The sequence below is a fragment of the Paenarthrobacter sp. YIM B13468 genome, assembly GCF_042788025.1.
Classification (GTDB): domain Bacteria; phylum Actinomycetota; class Actinomycetes; order Actinomycetales; family Micrococcaceae; genus Arthrobacter; species Arthrobacter aromaticivorans.
In genome coordinates this window covers 61,300-87,212 of sequence record NZ_JBHZPI010000004.1, presented here as the reverse complement: position 1 = coordinate 87,212, position 25,913 = coordinate 61,300, and the positions used below count along the sequence as shown (strand labels likewise).

Here is a 25,913-nt window from a genome sequence, read left to right as displayed (position 1 = left end):
GGGTCTTCCCAGTCGCGGACTTGGCCGCTATCATCGAATATAAATGAATGGCATTCATTTATTGGTCAGCCACCACGGACGGCCACGGAGAGGACATCATGCAGAATCTTGATCGCGACGTTGTGATCGTCGGTGCCGGACCGTCAGGGTTGACGGCGGCACGCGAATTGAAGAAGGCCGGACTCAGCGTTGCCGTGCTGGAAGCACGCGACCGCGTGGGCGGCCGCACCTGGACCGACACCATCGACGGCGCCATGCTGGAAATCGGCGGCCAGTGGGTTTCCCCGGACCAGACGGCCCTCATGGACCTGCTGGACGAGCTGGGACTGAAAATGTACCCGCGCTACCGCGACGGCGAGTCCGTTTACATCGGTGCCGACGGCAAGCGCGTGCAGTACACGGGTGACACCTTCCCGGTAAACGAGCACACCAAGGCGGAGATGGACAAGCTCGTTGCCATCCTGGACGGGCTCGCCGCGGAGATCGGGCCGACGGAGCCCTGGGCGCACCCCAAGGCCCGCGAACTGGACACCATCTCCTTCCACCACTGGCTCCGCCAGAACTCCAACGACGAGGAAGCCTGCAATAACATCGGGCTCTTCATCGCCGGCGGCATGCTGACCAAGCCTGCCCACGCCTTCTCTGCGCTGCAGGCCGTCCTCATGGCCGCTTCCGCAGGGTCCTTCACACACCTGACGGACGAAGACTTCATCCTGGACAAGCGCGTCATTGGTGGCATGCAGCAGGTTTCGCTGCTCCAGGCAGCCGAGCTGGGTTCCGACGTCGTGCTTAACAGCCCGGTTCGCACCATCAACTGGGACGCCGACCGCGTGACGGTTGAATCTGAGCGGGCCACGGTGAACGCGCGGTATGTGATCATGGCGGTGCCGCCCAACCTGTACTCACGCGTTTCCTTCAACCCGCCGCTGCCGCGCCGCCAGCACCAGATGCACCAGCACCAGTCACTGGGCTTGGTCATCAAGGTTCACGCTGTGTACAGCACGCCGTTCTGGCGCGAAGAAGGCCTCTCCGGCACCGGGTTCAGCGCCGGCGCCTTGGTGCAGGAGGTCTACGACAACACCAACCACGGCGACTCCCGCGGCACATTGGTGGGCTTCATTTCCGATGAAAAAGCCGACGCCGTGTTCGAGCTCAGCGCCGAAGACCGCAAGAAGGCCGTCCTCAAGTCCATCGCCGGTTTCCTCGGCGACAAGGCCCTGACTCCCGAGGTCTACTACGAATCGGACTGGGGCTCCGAGGAATGGACCCGCGGCGCGTACGCATCCAGCTACGATCTCGGGGGCCTGCACCGCTACGGCAAGGACCAGCACGCGAACGTGGGACCGATCTACTGGTCCTCGTCCGACCTCGCGGCCGAGGGCTACCAGCACGTGGACGGCGCGGTCCGGATGGGGCAGGCAACCGCTGCCCGCATCGTCGAGGCCAACAAGTTGAGCGCGCTGCCGGTCGGCTAACCATTACGCAGAAGTCCGCCGAGGTGGCACTAGATGACAATGTTCCAGCGTGGGATCCGCATTAGGTGTCACCTCGGCGCGCGTAGTCCGGCCTTCGGCACTCCTGCCGCCCGCTCCGCTTCGATAAGTGCTTGGGCCAAACGCTCGACGGCGGCCTGGTAGTCGGTCCCGGGTGTCACCCGGCAGTGCTCAGCCTCCCGCATGGCGCGGGCAAGTGCAGCCGTCTCGGCCGTTCTGATGTCCGTCATTGCCGGGAAGTCTATTGCTTGCCCGGGATCGAGTTCGTAGCGCTGCCACTGCTGGAGGACGCTCGCGTGGCGGGCGGCAGCTTCCGCAAAACCAGGACGACGCCGGGGCTCAGCTGCGTGGAGACGGTCCACCCTGCGGCTGGTCGCCAGCGTTGCTGCTGCAGTGGTCACCCCGACAAAGACCATGATCAGTCCGGCTGGCGCCCATTCCACTGCGGGAACGAGGATGGCCGGAAGAATCACCACCAGGCCCGCGAAGAGGTCCCAGAAGATCGTGTCCGGTTCCGGGCCGCGCCCATGCGTGAGTTTTCTGTGGAGGACGAACGTGGTTGCCGCTGTTGCGAGCACGAGGGCTACGCCCCACAGGAGCATCATGGCGGGCATTTGACCACCTCCAGGCGAGTACGCGATGCTGTGATTTCAGTATGCGCCAGAGTGTTTCCGGGCGACACCTCCGTACGGACAATTCACCGCTTTGCGGGCGTAGCCTAGGCACCATGAGACTGAAAATGTGCAGCATCCACGTCAAGGACCCCGCTACGGCCCACTCTTTCTATACGGAAACGCTTGGCTTCGAGACTTTGATGGCCATGCCCGAGTACAACCTCTTCATCATCAAGGATCCCGGGGCGGACAACAATTCCGTGGGCCTCCTGCTGGAGCCGAGCGACAACCCGATCGGCGCCAATTACATGAACGCGTTGCATGAGGCCGGGTTGGCAGCGATCACCTTTGGCGTGCCTGACGTACAGGCTGAGTATGAGCGTTTGCTGGCTGCCGGCGTGACGTTCCAGGGCGAACCCACTGAGGATTTCTCCGGGATGAGCGCTGTGTTCGACGACGGGTGCGGGAACTTCGTCCAACTACACCAAGACTAGTTAAACAGCTATGGCCGGGACCAACTGGTCCCGGCCATAGCCCGTTCAAACTATGCGTGATCGCGCTTTGACGTCTTCGGGGCATCGCGCTTGGCTGCTGCGTTGTCCTTGGCTTCCTTGGTGGCGGCCTTCTTCGCAGCTTCCTCCTTGACCCGCTGGGCCTCGGCGCGGACTGCAGCGTGGGTGGCGCGCTCCACAACCAACCACTGCGGGGGAGCCTGCAGCAGCTCGGTGATTTCCGCCGTCGTGAGTGCTTCTTCGACGCCACCGCGGGCGAGGCCGCTGATGGAGACGTTCAGCTTCTGTGCCACCACCGGGCGCGGGTGCGGGCCGTTGCGGCGGAGCTCGGCGAGCCACTCCGGCGGGTTGGCCTGGAGTTCGGCGAATTCTTCGCGGGAGATGGACGAATCCTGGAACTCCTGGGGTGTCGCGGGCAGATAGATGCCGAGTTTCTTGGCAACGGTGGCCGGCTTCATGGACTGGGAGTTCGAGGACGTCATGCTTCAAGGGTATCTGGCCGGTACTGTGAGTGTGTGCCAGCCACTGACGAATCCGCCCAAATAACCGAGCCCATCACCGAGCTTCGCTTCGCATATGTTGCGGGAGTGACGCCTGGGAAATGGATCCGGCGGTGGGAAGAGCGGATGCCGGACGTCCCATTGCACGCGTTCATGTCCGACGACGGTGCGCAGCTTTCGGTTTTGCGTGACGGTTCCGCTGACCTCAGCTTTGTTCGGCTGCCCGTGGACCGGGAAGGCCTGAACGTCATTCCCCTCTATGAAGAGCAGCCCGTTGTGGTCGCTCCGAAGGGGCACGAGATTTCCGTGTTTGAAGAGGTAGCGCTGGAGGACCTGTCCGAGGAGAACTTCCTGGACGTGGAGGAAATGGGCGGACCGGACATGGCCCTGCAGGTGGTGGCTTCCGGAGCCGGGTTGGCCATCCTGCCCATGTCAGTGGCCCGGCACCTGAACAACAAGCAGACCGTGATGCGGCTTTTGACTGGCGCTCCTGGAACGCAGATCGGCCTCGCCTGGCTTGCTGGAACAGATAGCCCGGTGATTGAGGAATTCATCGGGATCGTGCGGGGCCGGACAGCGCAGAGTTCACGCCAGCCGTCCGCCCAGCAGGAGAAGCCGAAGAAGGCTCCCAAGCCGGATCGTCGAGGCAGCGGGCCCAAGAAGCCCGCGGTGGCGCAGCGCTACGCCCCGAATCCGGACAAGGGCCGTGGCAAGGGTTCCCGTAAGAAGGGCAAGCGCTGACGCTCCTGCCCGGTTGCTCCGCGATTTTGCGGCCTGGAGCGCTGCAATCGGCGGAAATTCGGGCTACGGACTGAGGCGAGTGGGAAGGAGTGCAGCGAATCCCGGCTATTCGCCGTGGATTGTGGTCTGCTGCTGCTCTGACCTGTTGAGGTAAGCGAGCAGAAGGTCCCCGGCGCGCTCCAAGTCGCCGGATTCGAGTGCCGAGCAAATCTGCTCGTTTTCCTTCAGCCAGTCGCTGTAAAAGTGCGCGTTCATGGTGGCCTTGTGGAAGTAGAGACGCATCTCAGCGAGCACTTGGGCCATGATCGTGTTCAGCCTCCCGCTTTCGGCCAGGGCAACGATGGCCCCATGGAAATGCTGGTTGGCGCTGCCCAGTCCCTCATTGTCATCGGCTGCTGCTGCGCGCTTGCCTTCCTCGACGGCGGCCCTGACGGCGGCAATGCGCTCAGGAGAACCGCCGGCACGGATGGAACTGACCTCGATGGCACGGCGGACGGTATAGACATCGTGGATATCCCCTGCTTCCAGGGTGGCGACGTACACCCCGCGGTTGGGGTGGCGCACCAGGAGGCGTTCAGTGGCCAGTTCAGCGAAGGCTTCGCGGACGGTGTTGCGCGAAACGCCCAGGTCCTCGGCGATGGTGGCTTCCGTGAGCTTGGCACCCGGCACGAGGAAGCCTTCGGCCAGCTGGTAGCGCAGTTCTTCCGCAACCCTCTCCGCAACCGAAGGTACGCGTAGGCGCATGCGGGCGCCGGCGCCGTCGACGCCAGCTTTTTGCTGCGGTTTCTGATCTGCACTGGCCATGACACCAAAATTACACGATTGCTCAAAAATTAAGATCGCTGGATTGTTGAACAATCCGGTAATTTGGTGCATCCTTGATGTAACGCACATCACGAGGCAGGAATCACACCATGGCAGTCATCGACCTGAACAGCGACGTCGGAGAGTCTTTCGGACGTTGGACGCTGGGCGACGACGCAGCCATGTTCGAATCCGTTTCCAGTGCCAACGTTGCGTGCGGATTCCACGCTGGCGACCCCAGCGTTATTCGCAGCACCTGCAAGAAGGCGGCTGAGGCCGGCGTCGTGATTGGCGCCCACGTCGGCTACCGGGATCTTGCTGGATTCGGCCGCCGCTTCCTGGACGTTGATCCCATGGAGTTGGCCGACGATGTCGTTTACCAGATCGGCGCCCTGCAGGCGCTGGCTGCCACGACGGGTGGGAGCGTCCAGTACGTGAAGCCCCATGGCGGACTTTACAACGCGATAGTTAAGCACACTGCGCAGGCACGGGCCGTGGTTGAGGCAGTGAAATCAGTTGATCCCAACCTTCCGATCCTCGGCCTTCCCGGCTCCGAAGTCCTGCGCCTCGCTAAGGAAGCCGGCCTTCGTGGCGTTGCCGAAGCGTTCGCGGACCGCGCCTACAACCCGGACGGAACCCTGGTCTCGCGCTCACAGCCAGGCGCCGTCCTGCACGACCCCGCCGAAGTGGCGGAGCACGTTTTGCGGATGGCCACCGAACAGTCCGTCAGGACGATCGATGGTTCCATCCTGAAGATCCGCGCAGAGAGCATCTGCGTGCATGGTGACTCACCGGGGGCCGTCGCGATGGCCACTGCAGTGAAGTCCGCTCTCGACGACGCCGGCGTCAGCATCGGCTCGTTCCTCTAGACCTGTTTGAACCAGGCCCCGCAGCACACCCCTCATCCCCCCGGAGGAAACCATGACCAGCACCAACGCAGCCAAGGCCGTGACAAGGAAGCCACCGGCCGGCGCCCTCAAGGCATACATAGCCAGCCTCACCGGCACATCGCTTGAATACTATGACTTCGCTATCTACTCCGTGGCTTCGGCCCTCGTCTTTCCCAAGATCTTCTTCCCCGGCAACGATGAGTTCGTTGCACTGTTGCTCTCTTTCTCAGCTTTCGCGGTGGGCTACTTGGCCCGCCCGATCGGCGGCGTCATCTTCGGGCGTTTGGGCGACAAGATTGGTCGCAAGTACGTCCTTGTATTCACGCTGGTGCTTATCGGCGTCGCGACCGTCCTCATAGGTGCGCTGCCTGATTACTCAGTGATCGGCGTGGCGGCGCCCACCATCCTGGTTCTTCTTCGCCTCGCCCAAGGCATCGGTGTAGGCGGTGAATGGGGCGGAGCGGTCCTGCTGTCCAGCGAATTCGGAGACCCCAACAAGCGCGGCTTCTGGTCCTCGGCAGCCCAGATCGGTCCGCCCGCGGGCAACCTCATGGCCAACGGCGTCCTGGCTATCCTTGCTGCTTCATTGAGCAATGAGGCGTTCCTCTCCTGGGGCTGGCGCGTAGCCTTCCTCTCCTCCGCGCTCCTGGTGGTCTTCGGCTTGATCATCCGCCTCAAGCTCGAAGAAACCCCGGTCTTCAAGGCAATCCAAGCCCACGGCGAACGACCCAAAGCACCCATCAAGGAAGTCTTCACCACCGAACCCAAGGCCTTGGTTTCGGCAGCGCTCTCCCGGGTCTGCCCGGACGTCCTCTACGCGCTTTTCACGGTGTTTGTAGCGGTTTACGCCACCAAGCAACTTGGCATGACCACGGGTAATGTCCTGGCAGCCATCCTCATCGGATCCGCATTCCAGCTGTTTCTCATTCCGTTGGCCGGCGCACTTACAGACCGCTTCAACCGCCGCCTCGTCTACGGCGTTACAGCGGCCGCTACAGCCGTATACATTCCCCTGTTCTTCCTCATGATCCAGGGCAAGTCAGTGGTTATGCTGACCATCGGCACAGTGATCGGTTTGGCGCTCCACGCGTTCATGTATGGCCCACAGGCCGCCTTCATCACTGAGCAGTTCCCAGCCCGCCTGCGCTATGCCGGCAGCTCACTGGCTTACACCCTGGCCGGCGTGATTGGTGGAGCCGTTGCGCCCATCATCTTCACTGCTCTCTACGGCGCGGCATCCGGCGGCTGGTATTTGATCGCCGGATACCTCGTCCTGACAGCCGTTGTCACGATCGTGGGAATGCTCTTGGGCCGGGATCCGAAGCCCGAAGAAGACCTTCGCCTGCTGCAGGAGTCGGCCGCCTAACTGGCGACGAAGCGGATGATGGAGACCGTGATGCAAACGACCACCCCGACGCAATCGAGCACTGCGAAGAGGGTCCGCTCGGTGCGACCCGTCGGCACCCGTGCCGTCCTTGCGGAGCTGGATGGGCTGCAGGACGTACTGGCCCTGCAGGACATGCTCTACAAGTCTCCGCTCCCTGGCCAGGTAGACGTCCTGGCAGCAGCCGAAACCGTGATGGTTGTTGGCGAATCCGCAGCGGCAACCCGGGCCATCGGTGCCCGGTTGCTCGAACTGGAACTCATCGCGACGAAGTCGACCGACTCCGGGCTGGTGGTCATCGATACCGTGTACGACGGCGATGACCTCGCCGATGTCGCGGGGCTCACCGGGCTTAGCGTGGAGGGCGTGATTGCGGCTCACACCGGCCAGATTTGGACTGTTGCATTCGCTGGCTTCGCTCCCGGATTTGGTTACATGGTGGGCGAGAATGACGTCTTAACGGTTCCCCGCCGCTCCTCGCCGCGCACGGCAGTTCCCGCTGGCTCTGTGGCTCTGGGCGGCCAGTACTCCGCCGTCTATCCCCGGCGTTCTCCAGGCGGTTGGCAGCTGATTGGCCGAACGGGAGCCCGGATGTGGGACTTGGACCGCTCGCAACCGGCCCTGGTTCGGCCCGGTGACAGGGTGCAGTACCGCGCTGTACGTGAGGTTGTGACGGCTCGCGAGGTTGTCACAACCAGTGTTGAGCATCAAGCCGAACCCGACGCGGATCACCACACGGACTTCGGCCTGCGGATACTCAACCCCGGCGCGCAAAGCCTCATCGAGGACCTGGGCCGCAGAGGCTACGGTGCCTTGGGTGTCTCGGCGGCCGGTGCGTTGGACAGGGCATCGCTCCGCCGGGCCAACCGTCTTGTCGGCAACAACTCGTCGGCTGCAGCCATCGAAACCGTCAATGGCGGACTTACGGTGGAAGCGTGCGGCGACCAGGTGATTGCTGTGACAGGTGCGCCCACCACCCTAACTGTCCAGTCGCCGTCGTCGGCTGATTCCAGGGAGCCTGACGGAGACGCCCAGGACGCAGTGCGCACCGTCCCGATGGCTGCTCCATTCGCATTACTCGACGGCGAAGTTCTTGCGCTCGGACCGCCCGAGGCCGGGTTCCGGAACTACGTCGCAATCCGCGGCGGCATAGCGGTACCCGAAGTCCTGGGGAGTCGTTCGGCCGATACGATGTCCGGGATTGGACCGGCCCCACTGGTGGTTGGGCAGGAGCTTCTGGCGGGCGACGCCACGGCCTCCACTGCCGTTGGAAGCCCGGAGCTGCAACCGGAGTTCCCAGGTACGGGCGTCACTGTGCTCGATGTGGTTCCCGGACCGCGCGCTGACTGGTTCGATCAATCGGCCATCGAGTCCCTAACAAGCCAGGAATGGGTGGTCACGCCACAATCCAACCGCGTTGGCATGCGACTGGACGGGACTCCTCTCCAGCGCGCCCGCGAGGGTGAACTTCCCAGTGAGGGGACTATGGCTGGTGCCCTCCAGATCCCGCCCGCGGGCCTCCCCGTGCTGTTCTTGGCCGACCACCCCATCACCGGTGGTTACCCCGTGATCGGCGTCGTTCGCGACGAACACCTTGACCTTGCCGGGCAGGTCCCCATTGGCGGACGGATCCGGTTCCGGATGGTCCCCGATTCCCCCGACTTCACCAAGACCCCAGAGAAGTGAGTATTTGATGCGAAAGGTCCTGATTGCGAACCGCGGAGAAATCGCTGTTCGAGTCGCCCGAGCCTGCGATGACGCCGGCATCTCGTCCGTGGCCGTCTATGCGGATATCGACGCCGACGCAATGCACGTAAGTGCCGCGGATGAAGCCTACAGCTTGGTCGGAAACAGCCCTGCTGAGACATACCTCAACGTCGCGAAGCTGCTCTCCATTGCCGAGCAGTCGGGGGCTGACGCCGTCCACCCCGGATATGGCTTCCTCTCGGAAAACGCTGACTTTGCGCAAGCAGTCCTCGACGCCGGACTCGAGTGGATCGGTCCGTCGCCGGAGTCGATCCGCCAGTTGGGCAACAAGATTACAGCCCGCGAGATCGCCGTCCGGGCTGGAGCCCCCCTTGTGGCCGGTAGCGATGGGCCGGTTGCCACTGCTGCTGAAGCCCGGGCGTTTGCCGAGGAACACGGACTGCCGGTGGCCATCAAGGCGGCCTTTGGCGGCGGTGGTCGCGGGCTCAAGGTTGTCCGCGAACTGGCCGAAGTGGAGGAGGCCTTCGACTCCGCAGTGCGTGAAGCCATCACAGCGTTCGGGCGGGGGGAATGCTTCGTTGAACAGTACCTTGACAGGCCGCGGCACGTTGAGGCGCAGGTCATCGCGGATAACCATGGCAACGTCGTTGTGGTGGGCACGCGCGATTGCTCCCTCCAACGCCGTCACCAGAAGCTCGTGGAAGAGGCACCCGCGCCTTTCCTTACCGAGTCCCAGCAGCAGCAGATCTATGACGCCGCCAAGGCAATCGTCCGCGAGGCCGGCTATTACGGCGCCGGGACTGTTGAATTCTTGGTCTCCGCGGATGGGGCGGTGGCCTTCCTTGAGGTAAATACGCGCCTGCAGGTGGAGCACCCCATTACCGAGGAAACGGCCGGGATAGACCTCGTTCAGGAGCAGTTCCGTATTGCAGCCGGCCTGCCCTTGAGCATTTCCGAGGATCCCATCGCCCGCGGCCATTCCTTTGAGTTCCGCATCAACGCCGAGGACGTTGGCCGTGGATTCCTTCCTTCCCCGGGCACAGTCGCATCGTTCCAAGCGCCCACGGGTCCCGGCATTCGCTTGGACACCGGCGTGCGCGCGGGCTCGTTTATTGCACCGCAGTTCGATTCGCTCCTGGCCAAATTGATTGTTACTGGTGCAGACCGCCAGCAAGCGCTGCGCCGCGCACGCCGTGCACTTGCGGAAATGGAGATCACCGGACTGCCCACCGTGTTGCCGTTCCACCGAGCGGTTGTGGAGTCCGATGACTTTACCTCCGTAGCCGGGCTGCGCGTTCACACGCGTTGGATCGAGACCGACTTTGCAGATCAGATCCCCGTTGATTCCGAATACAACGTGGTCGCACCCGGTGGCGTGCGGCGCACCATCACCGTGGATGTCGACGGCAAGCGGCTCGCAGTGGGACTCCCGGCTGATCTGCTGGAGGGTTGGGCCCGGTCAGGGCAGGGACTTCCCTCAGGCTCGGTGGTCACGGGGCTGCAGGGTGATTCCCTGGGAGCGTCCGATTCAACGGGAGCCTCGCCAGCGGAGTCAGCCCTGGTCTCCAGCATGGCCGGCACCGTAGTGAAGTGGCTGGTGGAGCCCGGCACCGAGGTCTCGGCAGGCGACCCCTTGCTGGTGGTCGAGGCCATGAAGATGGAAACGCAGGTTGCAGCCCACCGAGCAGGCACGCTCTCCGAGGTGTTCTCGGCACCCGGCGGTGTGGTTACCGCCGGAGCCGTGCTGGCGCACATCCAGTAGTGGGTCAGGAGGGCCGCTGGAACGTCGCTAACCTGATCCCGTGGTGGGGCAGCAACGGATTAGCGGCCAAGCGACGAGGTTTTGGCTCCCAAAATGCTGTCCAATAGGCCGTTGCGGAACTTGCCCGAGGGGTCGTTGGTGATGGCGAGGCTGCAGAAGTCCTCGAAGCGTGGGTAGAGGGCCGCGAAGTCGTACAGGCTTGGCGTGAAGAGCTTGCCCCAGTGCGGCCTGGCGCCGAAGGGACGCAGTGCTTCTTCAAGCTCGGGGAGTACCGCTTCCACCTCGGCTTGCAGTGGCTTCCATGTGAAGTGGAGGGCCACGCTCTGTTGCTCATAGAACGGGCTGAGCCAGAACTCGTCCGCGGCTACTGTGCGGATTTCGGAGATGAACAGCAGCGGCGCCAGCTTGTCCGCGAGCTCTCGGACAGCTTGAAGAGCCGCGGGCGCGTGCTCAAGCGGCAGGAGGAATTCGCTCTGCAGTTCCTCACCGTTGCTCGGCGTGAATTCGTGGCGGAAGTGCGGCAGGCGGTCCAGCCATTTGGCGGGCTCGTCCAGCTGGCCCGTGCAGTTCTCCGCCGACATCCCGGGCAGCGGGTGGAGAGCGGCAGTAGCGGCGGTTGCACCGAAGAGCTCCGGCAGAGCCGGCTCGGTATCCAGGGCTTTGAACCATACCTGCGGGATGGACCCGCCGGTGTAGTCGGTGAAAAAGCTGACGCTGTACGCGGCCGACGCGATGTTCGCGAAGTCCGCCAACGCCCTCTCCCACGGCAGGCCCGTGAGCACGCGCTGCCGCATCTGATAGCTCGGCCGGACGGCCAGTTCCAGTCCTGTGACGATTCCCAGGGCGCCGATTCCCACAACGCTGGCGAGGAACTCGTCGTCGTCCGCACTAAGCGTTACCAGCTCGCCATTTGCTCGCACCAGGTCGATACTTACGACCGCGCCAGCCAAGGAGGGATTGCCGACACCACTGCCGTGCGTCCCGGTTTGGATAGCTCCGGCTACCGAGATGTGGGGGAGCGAAGCGAGGTTGTGGATGGCATAACCCTGTTCCTCGACCGCCCGGCAAAGTGCGCCATAGCTGATACCGCCGCTGACTTTGACGGTGCCCTTCCCGGCATCAAGTGAGATTTCCTGCGGCAATGCATCCAGGAGAACGTGCATGCCATCGGTGTCTGCGACCTTGTTGAAGGAGTGGCGGGAACCGAGGGCCTTTATCCGCGGCGCGTTGGCCACAAGCCCGCGCAGCTGGTCCACGGAGGTGGGCCGCTGGACGTCAGCGGACGAATACTCAAGGTTTCCTGCCCAGTTCTTCATTGAATGATCTTCCCGCTTGGTTACTTATCGGCTTCCGTAATTGTTAACGTTCACAACTAATTGCGTCAAGAGGTGTCCAACTTGGCTGGAGCAGAGCTGGAGCCGCGGGACGCTAGTCCTTCAGTGGACGGCGAGCCAGCCATGCCGCGACAATCGCGCCGGAGATGTTGTGCCACAGCGAGAAGACGGCGGAGGGCAGCGCAGCCAGCGGACTAAAGTGCGCCGTGGCAAGGGTCGCGGCCAAGCCGGAGTTCTGCATGCCAACCTCGAATGCCAGGGCGCGGCGGGCCTTGTCATCCAGGCGGCCGAACTTACCGGCCAAGTAGCCAAGGCCCAGCCCAAAGCCATTGTGGAGGACAACTGCGAGGAACACGATGGCGCCGGCTGCAACGATCTTGCTGGCGCTGCCGGCCACGACGATCGCCACGATCAGTGAAATCACGACGGCGGACGCCCACGGAAGTGCCGGAAGCACCTTTGCGACGAGCTTGGATAGGAAGAGTCGAGCGAGCAGGCCTGCGATGACCGGAAGCAACACGGTCTTCACGATGTCCAGGACCATGGCGCCGGCATCAATGTGCAGGAACGAACCGGCCAACAAGAGAGTAAGTGCTGGCGTAACGATGGGAGCGATCAACGTGGAAACTGAGGCAACAGCGACCGACAGCGCCACGTCACCTTTGGCCAGGAACGCCATTACGTTGGACGCTGTACCGGACGGTGCGCAGCCTACAAGAATAAGGCCGACCGCAAGCTCGGGAGGAAGCTGAAGCAGGACGGCAATCAACCAGCCTGCCCCAGGCATGATCACGTAGTGCGCCACAATGCCGAGTGCCACAGCCCACGGACGGCGCGCCACAGAAGCGAAGTCGGGCGGCGTCAGGGTGAGGCCCATGCAGAACATGATGACGCCCAGTAAGTAAGGAACGGCGACGCCCATGGGCTTGAACATTTCCGGAAGGAGGAACCCGAGCACGCCAGCCAGCACAACCAAGAGCGGGAAAACTGTCACGGCTATCCGCGCGATCTTGGCCTCTGCGGCGAGAGCTGCGTTGACGGGAGCCGCGGACCCTGAGGTCTCTGTCTGGGAATTCGTTGCCTCAAGCATTTATCCATGCTCACATTGGTCCGCGGGCATGGCCGAGTTCGTTACTTCCACCGCGGCATATATGTCAGATGACCGCTGTTTCGGCTGCGTGTGTCAGCTGTTCAGCTTTCCCGCGAGCCTTTCGCGCATGAGGATACTTGCTTCGTTGAGTCCGATGAACTCCACCTCGCGACCGTGATTGCGGTACTTCTCAGTGACCGAGTCCAGCACGGCAATAGTGGATGCATCCCAAAGGTGCGAGTTATGGAGATCGATCACCACGCGATCTATGCCCTCCGAGGAATCCTTTGCGTAGTCGAACTGGGTGTACAGATCATTGGATGAGGCAAAGAAGAGTTCTCCGTCCACTGTGTAAGTAGCCACGGTTTCCCCGTTGAGCTCCAGTTCGGTGCGCTCGACACTCGCGAAATGGGCCACGCGGCGCGCAAACAGCACCATCGCGGTCAAGACGCCGACGCCTACACCCACCGCCAGATTATGCGTCGCCACAACAGCGGCAACAGTGATCAGCATGACGGCGGTCTCTGATTTGGGAAGGCGCCTCAGGGTGGATAGCCGAACAGAATGCCACTCGAAGGTAATCAGGGAAACGAAGATCATCACGGCAACAAGGGCAGCCATGGGAATCATCCCCACAATGTCGCCCAGGACAACCACCAGGACCAGCAGGAAGACGCCGGCCAGGAACGTTGAGAGCCTGCTCCGGGCTCCAGATCCCTTGACGTTGATCATTGTCTGTCCGATTACCGCACACCCACCCAGTCCACCAAGGAATCCCGTGACGATGTTGGCCAGTCCCTGACCCCAGGAAACCCGTGTTTTGTCGGAGCGGGTATCCGTGATGTCATCCACCAACTTGGCCGTCAGCAGTGATTCGAGGAGGCCCACGAGGGCCATGGACAATGCGAAGGGCGCAATGATCTGGAACGTTTCCAGGTTCAGCGGGACATTGGGCAGGAAGAACCCGGGCAGGCTGTGGGGGAGCTCGCCTTTGTCACTGACCGTCGGAACATCGATATGCCCCAGAACCGTCACCAGAGTGATGACCACGATCGTCACGAGGGGCGCGGGAATGGCCGTGGTCAGGCGGGGTAGGCCAAAGACCATGACGAGTCCCACGGCAACAATTGGATAGACCATCCACGGGACATTGAAGAGTTCCGGCATCTGCGAGATGAACACCAAAATTGCCAGTGCGTTCACGAAGCCGATCATCACCGACCGCGGAATGAAGCGCATGAGCCGGGTGACACCGAGGACAGCGAGGATGATCTGGAAGACACCCGCCAAGATGATCGTGGCGATCAGGTAGTCCAGTCCGTGCTCCTTCATCACGGGAGCGATGACCAAGGCCACAGCCCCTGTCGCTGCAGAGATCATGGCTGGACGGCCACCAACAAGGGCCGTGACCACACCCATGGTGAAGGAAGCGAACAACCCGACCCGGGGATCGACGCCCGCGATGACCGAGAACGCGATGGCCTCTGGAATGAGCGCCAGTGCAACCACGAGTCCAGCCAGGGATTCCGTCAGCAGGCGGCGGGGCGAGCGGAAGGTTGCCCGCAGTGACATGAGTTGCTCGGGAGTCATGGCGTCCTTACAGTGCAGTCTGGCGGTAACGCTCAATCTGCTTTAGACGCCGCTGGAGGCTATCGCGCCGCGGGTGCGGTACGACGTCGGGCGCCTCAGCGGTGAGGTCAATGTGTTCGGTTCCGTACTGCCACAGCAGGAGGTCATCCAGGAGGCGGTCGGGGCCCGGGGAGTAGCGGTGATCCAGGGCTTTGCGGACCTCCGTGATCCGGTTGGCACTAAGGAGCCCCGCGAGTTCCACGGTTTTGGTGAGTCCGTGGGCGGCCAGAAGTTCGGCAGCCCACCCCCAGTCGTCATCAACTTTACGGTCAACGTGAGGCAGTAGCGTACGCCAGACATCCCGAACGCGGTTGGGAGTCAGCGGGGAAGCGCCCTCGCCATGCAGGTCCCAATAGCTTCTAACCTCTTCGTACCGCTCATGGAGGTCCGCGAAGGCGCTTTCCACTGTTTCCAACATGGCCGCAGTGGCTGTGAACTGGCGATCGAAATGCGGGGTCCATGCGCGCGGATCCTCCGCCTTGAACCGGATATCGTGCTCGATCTCGCTCCAGGCGTGCGCAAAAACCGTGCGGATCTGGCACTCGAAGAAGTAGCTGCCGTTGGCAGGCATGTCCGGGTTGAAGACGTGCTGATACTCCTTGACAGCCTCATTCTGGATGGTTCGCAGGATCAGGTGCCGGCTGGAGTAGCCGTACGTGCCCGATTCGATGGATCCGATGTCCTTCTCGCGGTCTCCACGGCAATCGAAGAGCTGGCGTTGGCGCTTGATGATGTTGGCTACGGCTGCGTTCTCGGCAGGCAGTTTGGTGATGACGCGGATGCCCACCATGTCATTCAAGGTGCGGAACGGGTCCGGGAATTTGAGGACCCGCGGGCCGCCCGGCTCCAAAGGATCATCCGTGCGTGAGATTTTTTCGCGGAACGACTCCACGGTTTTGGTTCGCCCGGTGACAAACAGGGGAGTGACTTCGGCGTCGTTAAGCATGTCCCTTAGGGTTAGCAGCACATCCCGTGTAACCCGCTTCAGGGCAGGGCGAACACGCTCATAGAGCGCCACGTTCGCATCCACTGCATCGCGCTGGTCCTGGTCCAGGCTGTCCCAATTGCTTGCCATGCCCCCAGCTTACGGGGCGGGTCCGACACCGCGGAGGGCCACCCGCCGTCGGGGTGCCCTAGCCAAAGTTGCGGGACGTCACGATAGGCTCGGTACAAAGGAGGGCGCAATGTTGCGGCACAAGTACAGCTACGGCGAACACCCCAGTCAATGGGGCGAACTCTTCATACCGGAACCGAACAACGGAAACCATCGCGGCGCGTCAGCCGTCGCGGGTGGTGTTGCGGTGGTGATCCACGGCGGCTACTGGCGCTCACAGTACGGCGCCGAGCTCGGTGAGCCCCTGGCCCGCGACCTCGCGGCGCATGGAATTACCGCCTGGAACCTTGAATACCGGCGGGCCGGCAACGGCGGTGGTTGGCCCCATACATTCGAAGACATCCTGGCCGGCATTGACCATCTCGCCGAGATCGCCGGGAAGCACGAGCTCCAGCTGGGCAAGGTAGTGGCCTTGGGCCACTCCGCTGGCGGTCACCTGGCTGTGTGGGCCGCCGGACGGCAGCGCCTCTCGGCCATCGGAGCGCCCGACGCCGACCGCCAACTGGTGCGCGGACCGGAGGATAACGCCGTCCACCTGACGGGCGTCGTCAGCCAGTCCGGCTTGCTGAACCTAGCCGCGGCCGAAAAACTGAACCTCAGCAATGGTGCAGTCTGCAATCTCATGGGCGGCGATTCTGCCAGATACCCCAAACGGCATAAATACGCAGATCCCATGAGTTCCCTGCCCATTGATGTTCCGGTTTTCGCCGTCCATGCCACCGAGGACGAGGACGTTCCAGCCAGTCAGTCCGAGGCCTATGTCGCCGCAGCAACGGCTGCCGGCAGCGCAGCGCAATTGCTGCGTGTCCCTGGGGATCACTTCGATCTCATAGACCCAAAGGCCGTGGCCTACAAGAAGTGCCGCGAATTGGTACAACGCCTGCTCTCCTGAATCACTGGTAGCGCCCGCCCTTCCTCTGGCAGAGTGGTCCCATGCTGACTGTGATTGGCGAGGCCTTGGTTGACGTCGTGCAGCGCCCCAGTGGAATCGAGGCGCACGTTGGCGGCAGCCCGCTCAACGTCGCGGTTGGCTTGGCGCGTTTGGATCACCCAGTGCAGTTCATCGGGCGGTTTGGCAAGGACGCGTACGGCGATTCCGTTGCGGCGCACCTCCGGTCCAGTTCCGTGATGGTCCCCCTTCCGCCTGACGGCAAACCCACCAGCATAGCCACGGCAGTGATCGACGACGTCGGCGCCGCCACCTACACCTTCGATCTCACCTGGGATTTGCCGGGACTCGGAGAGCGGTTGCCGCTCATGCTGCAGGGCGCCACGTTGCTGCATACGGGTTCAATAGCCACCGCCTTGGAGCCTGGTGCCGCGGACGTGCTTGCCGCCGTCGAGCATGCCCACCCGAGCAGCACCATCAGCTTCGATCCCAACTGCCGCCCCAGCATCATTACCGATCGTGATTACGCACGGAGGCAGGCAGAACGCTTCGTAGTGCTCTCCGACGTCGTCAAAGCTTCTGACGAAGATCTCGAATGGCTGTATCCGGGCGTTGATCCGCTGGAGTCGGCGCGCCGCTGGTTGTCGCTGGGAGGTACGGAAGGACCCGCCCTTGTGGTGGTAACGCGGGGGGCGCGCGGTCCGTGGGGAATCACGGCCGTCGGTGAGACCCAGGTCCCGGCGCCTTCCGTGACCGTGGTGGATACCGTTGGTGCCGGCGATTCGTTCATGGCCGGGCTGCTGTCGGCCATAGTTGACCACGGTCTGGACGGTGCGCAAAACCGCGGGGCTCTCAGGGCCATGCCGGCTGAGACCCTTGCCGCCATCATGGACCACGCGACCCGTGCTGCCGCCGTCACGGTGTCGCGGGCAGGGGCTAATCCGCCCACGCGGGCTGAGCTCAACCATCGTGCTGTTGCAAGCTAAAACTGTTGCCAGCCAGAACCGTTGCCGGTGATTTCCGGCCAAGAGGAGGTGCGTTATGAAAGACCACGATCCTTCCGCCCTGACGCCCGCGCCGGAATTACAGGTCGCGAGCGAGTCGTTCAACGACGGCGACACCTTGGGTCCCGATCAGCGGAGCGGCATTCTAGGTGCGGGCGGCAAAGATATGTCTCCCCAGCTGAGCTGGAGCGGAGCTCCGGAGGGGACAAGGAGTTTCGCTGTCACAATGTGGGATCCCGATGCTCCCGATCCTGGTGGCTACTGGCATTGGGCGGTGCTTAATATTCCACCTGAGGTATCTAGCCTTCCGGCCGGTTCCGGTGGCCAAGACGGCCACGCCTTGCCTGCTGGTGCCTTCCAGTTAAAGAACGACGGCGGCCGCAGCGGCTATGTTGGGGCGGCGCCACCCAGAGGGCATGGACCGCATCGGTACATAGTGGCCGTGCATGCTCTGAACGTGGAGGACCTGGGCATCGAAAAGGATTCCGAGGCGCGCATACTTGCTTCAGCCCTTCCTGCGCACACGTTGGCGCGCGGCACCATCACGGGCATGTTCGAGCGTTAGCGGCGGCATTTGGGTTCTCAACAGCCACGTAGACTGACATGATGCGCCTCGTAGCAAGTGATATTGACGGCACCATCCTCGGTCATGACGGCAAGATCAGTGATCGGACCGTCAAGGCATTCAAAGCATGCCGGGACGCTGGGGTGGAGCTTGTGTTCGTCACGGGCCGCCCGCCGCGCTGGTTGTACCCGCTCCAGGAACAACTCGGACACAGCGGTATCGTGATCTGCTCCAACGGGGCCGTGGTCTGGGATCTTGAAACTGAGAAGCCCATTTCTTCCTGCACGTTGGATATCACCTCCATTTTTGAAGCGCGACGCATCATCAAGTCCCTGCGGCCGGACGCTTTGTTCGCCGTGGAAACGCTGACTGGTTTTCAACTGGAGCCGGGCTTCCTCGAGAACGAAACAAGCGAACTGCTCGCCGAGTTCACCCCTGCACCGCTGGATCAGACGCTGGCGGCGGATGCCGCCGTCGTGAAGTTCCTGGCGATAACCCGTAGAGGCACCCCGGACGAATTCCTTGCCGAAGTTCAGCCTGCCGTTGCCCATCTGGTCAGCACCACGCACTCGGCACCGCGCACCGCAATGCTTGAGATGTCCGTGCCCGGCATCAACAAGGCCGTCACCCTGGCGAAGTACGCCGAGTCGCTGGCCATCGAGGCCGCCGACGTCGTGGCGTTCGGGGATATGCCCAACGACATCGAGATGCTTCGTTGGGCCGGTCACGGCTACGCGATGGCCAGCGGCCACCCGGAAGCCATACTCGCTGCGGGGCAGCAGGCGCCACACTTCGACGACGACGGCGTGGCCCAGATCCTGGAAGCGATACTGGCGGAGCAAACGGTCTAAAGCCCCTGCATCACGGATGCCGGACGCCGCGACCTGCCAGCACTGCGCGGTAGCCCTCCATGTATGTGGGGAAGGCCAACTCGAAGCCAGTCCCGCGCAGCCTCTTATTGGAGCAGCGTTTGTCTCCGGGGCCAGCGTGGGCGTCTTCCGACGCCGTCGGTGGTTCGGGGATTCCCATTTCCAAAGCAAGAAACCGCATGACGTCACCCATCTCGGCCGCATGGTCGTCTACGCCTACGTAGACAGGATCCGGGTCTTGATCCATGGTGGTGAGGTGGGCGATTATGGCCGCGGCGTCGTCCCTGTGAACGCGGTTGGTGTGCCGGGGTCGCGCTGGAATCACGGCTTGGCCTGACCGGACTTGGTCGATCAGGCGCGTTCGCCCGGGACCATAAATGCCGCCGAGCCTCAGGGAGATGGGTTGAATATTTGTTCCCTGGGTGCGGGCGAACAGCATATTTTCAGCCTCCACCAGCACTTTGCCACTGAACCGTGTGGGCTCGGTGGGTGTGGTCTCGTCCACCACCGCTCCGTCGGAATCCTCGTAGACGGCTGTGGAGGAGACGAACAATATACGTTCCGGTTCAACAGAATCACGGTCCAGGGCGTCCAGAACATTTCGCAACCCGTTGATGTACGCCGCCCGGTATGCCTCCTCGGTGGAAGAGTCGGCGGCGACTGCGACCACAACGATGTTCACATCTGCTGGGATGACCGGGACTCCACGGGCGAGGTCCGCCTGCATGCCCCGGATCTCGGCGGGAAGTTTTTCCGGGGAGCGGCGCAGCCCGATCACGTCATGGCCCAGCCCTGCGAATCGCAATCCGGCTTCGGTCCCAAGGTCGCCGCACCCGGCAATCAACACAGTCATGCCACTAGTTTCGCAGCCCCAATGCTCCGCCAAGCTGTCACCAACTTCCCAGACTCCATACAACCCGCGTTCAACTTGCGCCCATAGGCTTTCAGCCACAGACCCGTTTAGCTTGTTTGGATGTAGGGGAATCATGGCCAAGCGTAGGATCAACGACTTCAACACCGCTCCATTGCGGCGGATCGAGCCGGATCACCACTGGAGGTCGCTTCGCCAAGGCGACCGCGTGAGCATAACCCTGACGCCGGGGTACGAATCGGCTGGCATAGTGGATGCCATTACGGGCGATGCAACAGCAGTTTGGGTGGAGCTCGACGGCGGTCGGGGCCGCACGCTGGTGCACATCAGCGATGACGTGGCGGTGGTACCCCTGGAGAAGGCGACGGTCACGGAGGAGTCATAGGCGCCTATGCGCAATGGGCTACGCTTCGGATGTGACGCTGCCATATTTCCTCCGCAAGGACGGCACCGTGGGGCCGCTGGCCTTGGCTCACCGCGGATTCTCCATGAATGGGTTGGAGAACTCCATGGCTGCTTTTCGTGCCGCCGTTGAGCTGGGAAACCTGCACCTTGAAACTGACGTGCACACCACCTCCGATGGGGTCCTCCTCGTTTTCCACGATTCTTCCTTGGATCGGGTCACCAATTCTTCTGGCCGGATCGCCGAGCTCACAGCGGCCGAGGTGGCGCAGGCCCGCATCGGGGGAGTGGAACCTGTGCCAACCTTTGACGAGTTGGTGGCAGCTTTCCCCGATGCCCGCCTGAACCTGGACGTGAAGGACTGGAATTCCGTCAAACCGATGGCCGAGGCTATCGAGAAGCACGGCATCCATAGCCGGGTGTTGGTAACGAGCTTCTCCGACCGGCGTCGTCGTGCAGTCTTGAAACTCCTCAGCCAGCCGACGGCTTCTTCGGCTGGCAGCAGCCTGACCGCTCTTTTCGTACTTCTTGGACCCGTACTGCCGGCGCGTTTGGCCCGCAAGGTGCTCACCGGCGTCGATGCTTTCCAAGTGCCGGTCCGCTATGGGCGAGTCCCCGTGGTGAATTCCGGATTTGTTCGTCGCGCCCATCGCTTGGGTATCCAAGTTCACGTCTGGACCATCAACGAGCCCGCTGAAATGGGGCGTCTACTGGATCTGGGTGTGGACGGCATCGTGTCCGACAGGCTGGACCTGCTGAAGGACCTTATGGTGCGCAGGGGGCACTGGGTTTAGGGGGCCATCTCGATGGCTGCCGTACGGACTTGGCTGGCCCGGATCCGCTCGAGATCGAACTTGCTTCTGCGATCGAAGGTGAAGATGCCATTCTTTTCCTGGAAAACGTCCGTCAGCTGCGTATAGCAATAGCCGAACATGTCCGGGTTATCCAGGAGTACGCCACACAGTCCGTCGAAACGGGCGTAGAACTCATCCTCGTTGCTGACGCGCTGGCCGTAACCCCACGACGTCGATACGTCCGATCCGAGGCCAGCTTCCGCCGCCGCTTGGCGCGCCTCCGTCTCATTCCACCAAATGCCGCCGAATTCGGACACGAAATACGGCTGGCCGGCGTAAGGCACGGAGTATTCCTCACCCTGTGGATTCCTGTTAACAAACGGCTTCCCGTCTGAAAGGCCCTGCTGCTCGATCCGGAACTGCTCCGGATTCTGCTCGTAGGAATGGGAGTCGTAAATGTCGGTTTCGCGGATGCGGTGGGAGTATCCGGATGCGTCGATGACCGGCCGCGTGGGATCAGCTGATTTCGTGGCAAGGAACATGGCCTGCGTGACGTCATCCAATACCGTCAGTCGATCATGCAGGACCTGGTGCGTTTCGTTGAGCGGGCACCATCCGATGATCGAAGGATGGTTGAAGTCCCGCTGCAGAACCTCAAGCCATTGGGCTACGAAACTCGTTGTCGGCTTCTGGTTGTGGCCAATGGTTCCTCCTCCGGAGACGCCCCAATCGCCGAACTCACCCCAGACCAGGTAGCCGAGTCGGTCTGCGTGATAGAGAAAACGCTCCTCGAACACCTTTTGGTGGAGTCGTGCACCGTTGAATCCTGCCGCCATGGACAACTCGATGTCCTTGACCAACGCAGCCTCGTCCGGCGCGGTCATCAGCGACTCCGGCCAATAGCCCTGGTCCAGCACCAATCTTTGGAACACGGCCTTGCCATTGACACGAACCACTTTGCCGTCAAGGGCCACTGAACGAACGGCTGCGTAGCTGCTGACGCGGTCAACGACGGCTCCGGCAGTGTCCCGGACTGTCACCTCAAGGTCGTAAAGGAACGGGTCCTCGATGCACCAAGGGCGCAGTGACTCGGCGGGAATGCTCAGCCGCAATGTTGGCGTGAGATCCAAGTCGGCCCTGGCCGTGGTTTCCACAGTTACGTCGCCCTTATCGCTGAGGACAGCAGTCACCGTATGCCCCGCGCGGTTCTGGCTGATCGGAACCTCAACCGTGATGCTTGACCCGGCCAGGTTGGGAGTCATTCGGAGGCGTTTAACGTGGACCTCCGGGACGGCTTCCATCCAGACCGTCTGCCAGATTCCAGTGGTGCGGGTGTACTGGCAATGAGTGTTGTTGTACCAGGTTGCCTGCTTGCCCCGTGCCTGCATCTCGTGCCGCGAGTCACGTGCCCGGACAACGATGACCGCTTCCGTGCCGGGCTCGGCCACTCCACCAAGATCGGCAGTGAAGGGGGTGAAACCACCCCTGTGGCGGGCCACTTCAATGCCGTTGACCCAGACAGTCGCGTCGTGATCCACGGCGCCGAAGTGCAGGAGCACGTTGTGGCCAGCCCACTCCTGGGGAATGGTCACGGTGCGTCGGTACCAAACCGCTTCCATGAAATCCACGTGCTCAATTCCGGAAAGGACCGATTCCGGCGCGAACGGCACCAGAATCTCACCGGTGAGCTCCCGCTTGGCGAGGCCGCGCTCCAAACCTGAGTCACCGGCGTCGATCTCAAAACCCCAGATTCCATTGAGGTTGATCCAGTTTTCGCGGACAAATTGGGGACGGGGATGCTCGGGCTTGGGAAGGGCCGGCATCGAGTTTGGCTGTGTCAACGCATCTCCTTCGAAAGTGGAGGGGTTCGATTTCCAGTCAAGCGCATCACCGGAAAATGTGCACCCACCCGCCAGCGCACGTGAGATGGTGTTTCTACCACTAGCCGCCGCGCGAGGAGATTGACGTGACGAGTTTCCGCTTGGCCATCATTGATGACTATCAGCAGGTCGCCAGCGACTACGCACCTTGGGATTCACTGCTCGACGACGGCGTGAAGGTCAGCGTTTTCAGCGCACCTTTTGTTTCGGAAGAGCAGGCTGTGGCAGCTTTGGCACCGTTCGACATCATTGTGGCGATGCGCGAACGGACGCGTTTCCCTCGCCGTGTGCTTGAGTCATTGACCAACCTGAAACTGCTTGTGACCACGGGCATGGCCAATGCTGCGATCGATCTTGAGGCAGCGTCCGAGCGTGGCATCCTGGTGTGCGGAACTGGCGGTTCGCCAGCAGCGGCACCGGAGATGACGTGGGCGTTGCTGCTCGCATTTGCCCGCAACCTGGCGGTGGAGGAAAACTCGCTGCGGGCAGGCGGCTGGCAGACCGCCGTCGGGTTTGAACTCGAAGGCAAGACGCTGGGAATCGTCGGCCTGGGCAAGATTGGGAAGCGCATTGCGGGCTACGCGAAAGCCTTTGGCATGGATGTTTTGGCATGGAGCCAGAACCTTACGGCGGAGACGGCCGAGGCCGCCGGAGCCCGGAAGGTGAGCAAAGAGGAGCTGTTCCGGGAGTCCGATGTGGTGACGTTGCACCTGCGGCTTTCTGAGCGGACCGAGGGCATCGTAGGAGCGGAAGAGCTGAGGCTCCTGGGTCCCGAAGGGGTGCTCGTCAACACCGCGCGGGGGCCACTGGTGGATGAGGCAGCGCTGATTCGGGCGCTGGAGGAAGGCTGGATTCGTGGCGCTGCCATGGATGTCTTTGACGAGGAGCCGCTGCCCGCTGGACATGCTTTGCTTCATTCGTCGCGAACCGTGCTCTCGCCACACATCGGTTACGTGACGCACGAGAGCTACCGGCAGTTTTACGGTGGCGCATTCGAGGACGTCAAGGGGTGGCTCGAGGGTGCCCCCATTCGCCCACTGAACGAGTGACGCAATCTTCGTAACCGGGAATCGCTTTCCGGGCAAAGCTGGCAAGATGGACCCATGCGTATCCTCATCGCCCCGGACAAGTTCAAGGGGTCCCTGACCGCCGCGGAAGCCGCATCAGCCATGGCCGAGGGCGCACTGCGCGTCTATCCGGACGCTGTAACCACCCAATTTCCCGTAGCTGACGGCGGCGAAGGAACACTCGACGCCGCCATTGCCGCTGGCTACGAAGAGCGGAACCACGCCGTTGTGGGTCCAATTCTCAAGCCGGTGGGAGCTTCGTGGGCCATCCGCAAAGATTCTTTCGGCGGAGCCACCGCCGTCATCGAAACCGCCCAGGCTTCCGGCTTGGCCTTCATGGAGCCCACCCCCGAGAATTCGCTGCGCGCCCACAGTTACGGCTGCGGACAGCTCATCGCTGCGGCGCTCGACGCCGGGGCCACCGAGATCGTATTAGGACTTGGCGGTTCAGCCATGTCCGACGCCGGTAGTGGCGCCTTGCGTGCGCTGGGGCTCAAGCCCGTGGACGCTGCCGGAAATGTGGTGCCCCTCGGCGGAGGTTTCCTTGCGGACGTGGTTGCCCTGGACGTTTCCGGGCTGGATCCGCGGCTTTCGCAAGCCAAGTTCCGGATCGCCGTCGACGTCCAGAACCCGCTGTTCGGCGCGGACGGTGCCGCTCATGTTTTCGGCCCCCAGAAGGGAGCGGACGAAGATGCTGTTGAACGGCTCGACGCCGGCCTCCGTAACTGGGCGTCGCTCCTTCGGGAAGCCACGGGCCGGGACGTAAACGTTCCGGGAGCTGGAGCGGCAGGCGGTTTCCCGGCGTCGTTCCTTGCCTTTACCGACTCCGCGCTCGAAGGCGGCTTCGCGCTGGTCGCCGGGCTGACCGGCTTGGCGTCCCACCTTGGCGAGGCGGACCTGGTGATTACGGGGGAGGGTTCGATGGATGAGCAGTCACTCACCGGTAAGGCGCCCATCGCCTTGGCAGACGCCGCAAGCGTGCACGGAATCCCCGTTGTGGCTGTGGCAGGCCGAATCACAGTGACGCCTGAGGATCTCGCCAAGCACGGGATAGTAGCTGCGGCCCAGTTGTTGGACGTCGCTCAGCGCAAGGACGGTGTTCCGGATGTCGCCGACGCCGTTGCCAACGCGGCCAAGTATGTTGCCTGGGCTACCAGTCAGGTACTTGAGGGGGCATAGTTTCTTCGTCGCTGGGCGAGACTACTGCCTGTAGCCTTCGACTTCGCTGATGGGCCGCGGTTCGGCGTCGTCGGGATCCTCACCAGCGTGCTTCTTGGCCCGGCGCTGGCGGAGCAAGTCCCAGCACTGGTCGAGTTGAGCCTCGAGCTGGGCCAAGCGGGCGCGGCTGCCGTCGCTGTCCACAGCCTCCTCCGTTCCGCCGCCCGTCGCTGCATCCCGCAGCCGGTGCTCCTCTTCCACGAGTGACTGAATCCGTTCCAGAAGATCCTGTTCGTCCATGGCTTGCTCTCCTTGGTTCACTGGATAGTTGCTTATACGAACGTAGTCTGGCTGGCGGGATGCGTCTACGGGTGGCCGACGGCATACTTGGGACATGAAATTCACCACGACCATCATCGGCGATGGCAACAAGGCCGGCATTGAGGTTCCGGAGGAAATCGTTAGTGCGCTCGATGCCGGCAAACGGCCCCCAGTAGTTGTCACCATCAATGGCCAGAGCTACAGAAGCAGCATCGCCGTAATGGGTGGGAAATACATGGTGGGTGTCAGCTCCGCGAACAGGGACCTGACCGGGGCGTCCGCTGGCGACACCGTGGACGTGGATCTGGAAGTGGACACCCAACCGCGGGTGATCGAGGTTCCGGACGATCTGGCAGCGGCCCTTGAGGCTGAGCCCGAGGCCAAGGCCTTCTACGGAACGTTGAACTACAGTGCCCAACGCCGATACGTGGAGCCGATTAGGGACGCCAAAACGGAGGAGACCCGTGCCCGGCGGATCGCAAAGGTCGTATCGGATTTGAAGGCGGGGAAGAAGTGAAA

At 62.5% G+C, this 25,913-nt stretch carries 26 protein-coding genes; 16 read left to right on the top strand and 10 right to left on the bottom strand.

All coding sequences use genetic code 11. From position 1 onward, the window contains the following. Positions 1-47 precede the first annotated feature (47 nt). The gene (locus tag ACFX4T_RS05430; protein WP_216924336.1) at positions 48-1,475 is read left to right on the top strand and encodes an NAD(P)/FAD-dependent oxidoreductase; all 1,428 of its coding nucleotides are present in this window, start codon (positions 48-50) and stop codon (positions 1,473-1,475) included. Positions 1,476-1,543: 68 nt separating this feature from the next. Here the strand turns inward: ACFX4T_RS05430 and ACFX4T_RS05425 are convergent, their stop codons facing one another. Further along, positions 1,544-2,107, bottom strand: a complete 564-nt coding sequence (locus ACFX4T_RS05425; protein ID WP_377651057.1) for a hypothetical protein — start codon at positions 2,105-2,107, stop codon at positions 1,544-1,546. A 113-nt stretch (positions 2,108-2,220) separates the two neighbouring features. Between ACFX4T_RS05425 and ACFX4T_RS05420 the strand changes: the two genes are divergently transcribed. Beyond that, entirely contained in the window at positions 2,221-2,601 is a 381-nt protein-coding gene (locus ACFX4T_RS05420) for a VOC family protein (protein ID WP_377651056.1), read from the top strand. Between the two features lie 50 nt (positions 2,602-2,651). On the opposite strand, the gene ACFX4T_RS05415 is transcribed toward ACFX4T_RS05420, so the two are convergent. Continuing rightward, positions 2,652-3,101, bottom strand: coding sequence for a DUF5997 family protein (locus ACFX4T_RS05415; protein WP_216924330.1), 450 nt, complete (start codon positions 3,099-3,101; stop codon positions 2,652-2,654). A gap of 33 nt (positions 3,102-3,134) precedes the next feature. Between ACFX4T_RS05415 and ACFX4T_RS05410 the strand changes: the two genes are divergently transcribed. Next, positions 3,135-3,860 carry a LysR family transcriptional regulator substrate-binding protein gene (locus ACFX4T_RS05410; protein WP_216924329.1) on the top strand — a complete coding sequence of 242 codons (726 nt, stop codon included), beginning with the start codon at positions 3,135-3,137 and terminating at the stop codon, positions 3,858-3,860. 105 nt (positions 3,861-3,965) lie between these two features. Here the strand turns inward: ACFX4T_RS05410 and ACFX4T_RS05405 are convergent, their stop codons facing one another. Further along, positions 3,966-4,664 (bottom strand): GntR family transcriptional regulator, encoded by a 699-nt coding sequence (locus tag ACFX4T_RS05405; protein ID WP_377651055.1) that lies wholly within the window; start codon positions 4,662-4,664, stop codon positions 3,966-3,968. A gap of 110 nt (positions 4,665-4,774) precedes the next feature. On the opposite strand from ACFX4T_RS05405, the gene ACFX4T_RS05400 reads away from it, so the two are divergent. The 4 genes from ACFX4T_RS05400 to ACFX4T_RS05385 are packed head-to-tail and all read left to right on the top strand — an operon-like array spanning position 4,775 to position 10,407. Further along, positions 4,775-5,533 (top strand): LamB/YcsF family protein, encoded by a 759-nt coding sequence (locus ACFX4T_RS05400; protein WP_377651054.1) that lies wholly within the window; start codon positions 4,775-4,777, stop codon positions 5,531-5,533. A 52-nt stretch (positions 5,534-5,585) separates the two neighbouring features. Next, on the top strand, positions 5,586-6,920 hold the full coding sequence (locus ACFX4T_RS05395) for an MFS transporter (protein WP_223947461.1): 1,335 nt from the start codon (positions 5,586-5,588) through the stop codon (positions 6,918-6,920). An 18-nt stretch (positions 6,921-6,938) separates the two neighbouring features. Beyond that, on the top strand, positions 6,939-8,624 hold the full coding sequence (locus ACFX4T_RS05390) for a 5-oxoprolinase/urea amidolyase family protein (RefSeq protein WP_377651166.1): 1,686 nt from the start codon (positions 6,939-6,941) through the stop codon (positions 8,622-8,624). Positions 8,625-8,631: 7 nt separating this feature from the next. Beyond that, positions 8,632-10,407, top strand: a complete 1,776-nt coding sequence (locus tag ACFX4T_RS05385; protein ID WP_377651053.1) for an acetyl/propionyl/methylcrotonyl-CoA carboxylase subunit alpha — start codon at positions 8,632-8,634, stop codon at positions 10,405-10,407. A 59-nt stretch (positions 10,408-10,466) separates the two neighbouring features. On the opposite strand, the gene ACFX4T_RS05380 is transcribed toward ACFX4T_RS05385, so the two are convergent. From ACFX4T_RS05380 to ACFX4T_RS05365, 4 genes are all read right to left on the bottom strand, one after another. Next, positions 10,467-11,723: a D-arabinono-1,4-lactone oxidase gene (locus ACFX4T_RS05380; RefSeq protein WP_377651052.1), complete on the bottom strand. Its 1,257-nt coding sequence runs from the start codon at positions 11,721-11,723 to the stop codon at positions 10,467-10,469. Positions 11,724-11,835: 112 nt separating this feature from the next. Beyond that, positions 11,836-12,831 (bottom strand): bile acid:sodium symporter family protein, encoded by a 996-nt coding sequence (locus ACFX4T_RS05375; RefSeq protein ID WP_377651051.1) that lies wholly within the window; start codon positions 12,829-12,831, stop codon positions 11,836-11,838. A gap of 93 nt (positions 12,832-12,924) precedes the next feature. Further along, entirely contained in the window at positions 12,925-14,421 is a 1,497-nt protein-coding gene (locus tag ACFX4T_RS05370; RefSeq protein ID WP_377651050.1) for a SulP family inorganic anion transporter, read from the bottom strand. Between the two features lie 7 nt (positions 14,422-14,428). Beyond that, on the bottom strand, positions 14,429-15,535 hold the full coding sequence (locus ACFX4T_RS05365; protein WP_216924310.1) for a GTP pyrophosphokinase family protein: 1,107 nt from the start codon (positions 15,533-15,535) through the stop codon (positions 14,429-14,431). A 109-nt stretch (positions 15,536-15,644) separates the two neighbouring features. On the opposite strand from ACFX4T_RS05365, the gene ACFX4T_RS05360 reads away from it, so the two are divergent. From ACFX4T_RS05360 to ACFX4T_RS05345, 4 genes are read left to right on the top strand one after another with little or no spacing between them, the layout of a single operon-like run. After that, on the top strand, positions 15,645-16,466 hold the full coding sequence (locus ACFX4T_RS05360; protein ID WP_216924308.1) for an alpha/beta hydrolase: 822 nt from the start codon (positions 15,645-15,647) through the stop codon (positions 16,464-16,466). 41 nt (positions 16,467-16,507) lie between these two features. Continuing rightward, entirely contained in the window at positions 16,508-17,449 is a 942-nt protein-coding gene (locus tag ACFX4T_RS05355) for a carbohydrate kinase (protein WP_377651049.1), read from the top strand. A 55-nt stretch (positions 17,450-17,504) separates the two neighbouring features. After that, complete coding sequence (locus ACFX4T_RS05350) at positions 17,505-18,032, top strand: YbhB/YbcL family Raf kinase inhibitor-like protein (RefSeq protein WP_377651048.1); 528 nt, start codon at positions 17,505-17,507, stop codon at positions 18,030-18,032. Positions 18,033-18,073: 41 nt separating this feature from the next. Further along, positions 18,074-18,883: an HAD family hydrolase gene (locus tag ACFX4T_RS05345; RefSeq protein ID WP_377651165.1), complete on the top strand. Its 810-nt coding sequence runs from the start codon at positions 18,074-18,076 to the stop codon at positions 18,881-18,883. Between the two features lie 10 nt (positions 18,884-18,893). On the opposite strand, the gene ACFX4T_RS05340 is transcribed toward ACFX4T_RS05345, so the two are convergent. After that, positions 18,894-19,754, bottom strand: a complete 861-nt coding sequence (locus ACFX4T_RS05340) for an SDR family oxidoreductase (protein ID WP_377651047.1) — start codon at positions 19,752-19,754, stop codon at positions 18,894-18,896. A 133-nt stretch (positions 19,755-19,887) separates the two neighbouring features. On the opposite strand from ACFX4T_RS05340, the gene ACFX4T_RS05335 reads away from it, so the two are divergent. After that, the gene (locus ACFX4T_RS05335; RefSeq protein ID WP_377651046.1) at positions 19,888-20,157 is read left to right on the top strand and encodes a hypothetical protein; all 270 of its coding nucleotides are present in this window, start codon (positions 19,888-19,890) and stop codon (positions 20,155-20,157) included. A 13-nt stretch (positions 20,158-20,170) separates the two neighbouring features. Then, positions 20,171-20,968, top strand: coding sequence for a glycerophosphodiester phosphodiesterase (locus tag ACFX4T_RS05330; protein WP_377651045.1), 798 nt, complete (start codon positions 20,171-20,173; stop codon positions 20,966-20,968). Here ACFX4T_RS05330 and ACFX4T_RS05325 read toward each other — a convergent pair. Then, complete coding sequence (locus tag ACFX4T_RS05325; RefSeq protein ID WP_377651164.1) at positions 20,965-22,791, bottom strand: glycoside hydrolase family 2 protein; 1,827 nt, start codon at positions 22,789-22,791, stop codon at positions 20,965-20,967. The genes ACFX4T_RS05330 and ACFX4T_RS05325 overlap by 4 nt on opposite strands. A gap of 143 nt (positions 22,792-22,934) precedes the next feature. Here ACFX4T_RS05325 and ACFX4T_RS05320 point away from each other — a divergent pair, with 143 nt between their 5' ends. Together ACFX4T_RS05320 and ACFX4T_RS05315 are read left to right on the top strand one after the other, a co-directional pair. Then, positions 22,935-23,897 carry a D-2-hydroxyacid dehydrogenase family protein gene (locus ACFX4T_RS05320; RefSeq protein WP_216924298.1) on the top strand — a complete coding sequence of 321 codons (963 nt, stop codon included), beginning with the start codon at positions 22,935-22,937 and terminating at the stop codon, positions 23,895-23,897. Positions 23,898-23,951: 54 nt separating this feature from the next. Beyond that, a complete protein-coding gene (locus tag ACFX4T_RS05315) occupies positions 23,952-25,094 on the top strand; it encodes a glycerate kinase (RefSeq protein ID WP_377651044.1) in 1,143 nt (380 codons plus the stop codon). A 21-nt stretch (positions 25,095-25,115) separates the two neighbouring features. On the opposite strand, the gene ACFX4T_RS05310 is transcribed toward ACFX4T_RS05315, so the two are convergent. Further along, the gene (locus tag ACFX4T_RS05310; RefSeq protein WP_377651043.1) at positions 25,116-25,373 is read right to left on the bottom strand and encodes a DUF2630 family protein; all 258 of its coding nucleotides are present in this window, start codon (positions 25,371-25,373) and stop codon (positions 25,116-25,118) included. 94 nt (positions 25,374-25,467) lie between these two features. Between ACFX4T_RS05310 and ACFX4T_RS05305 the strand changes: the two genes are divergently transcribed. Further along, positions 25,468-25,911, top strand: coding sequence for a YdeI/OmpD-associated family protein (locus ACFX4T_RS05305; RefSeq protein WP_377651042.1), 444 nt, complete (start codon positions 25,468-25,470; stop codon positions 25,909-25,911). The last annotated feature ends 2 nt before the right edge of the window (positions 25,912-25,913 follow it).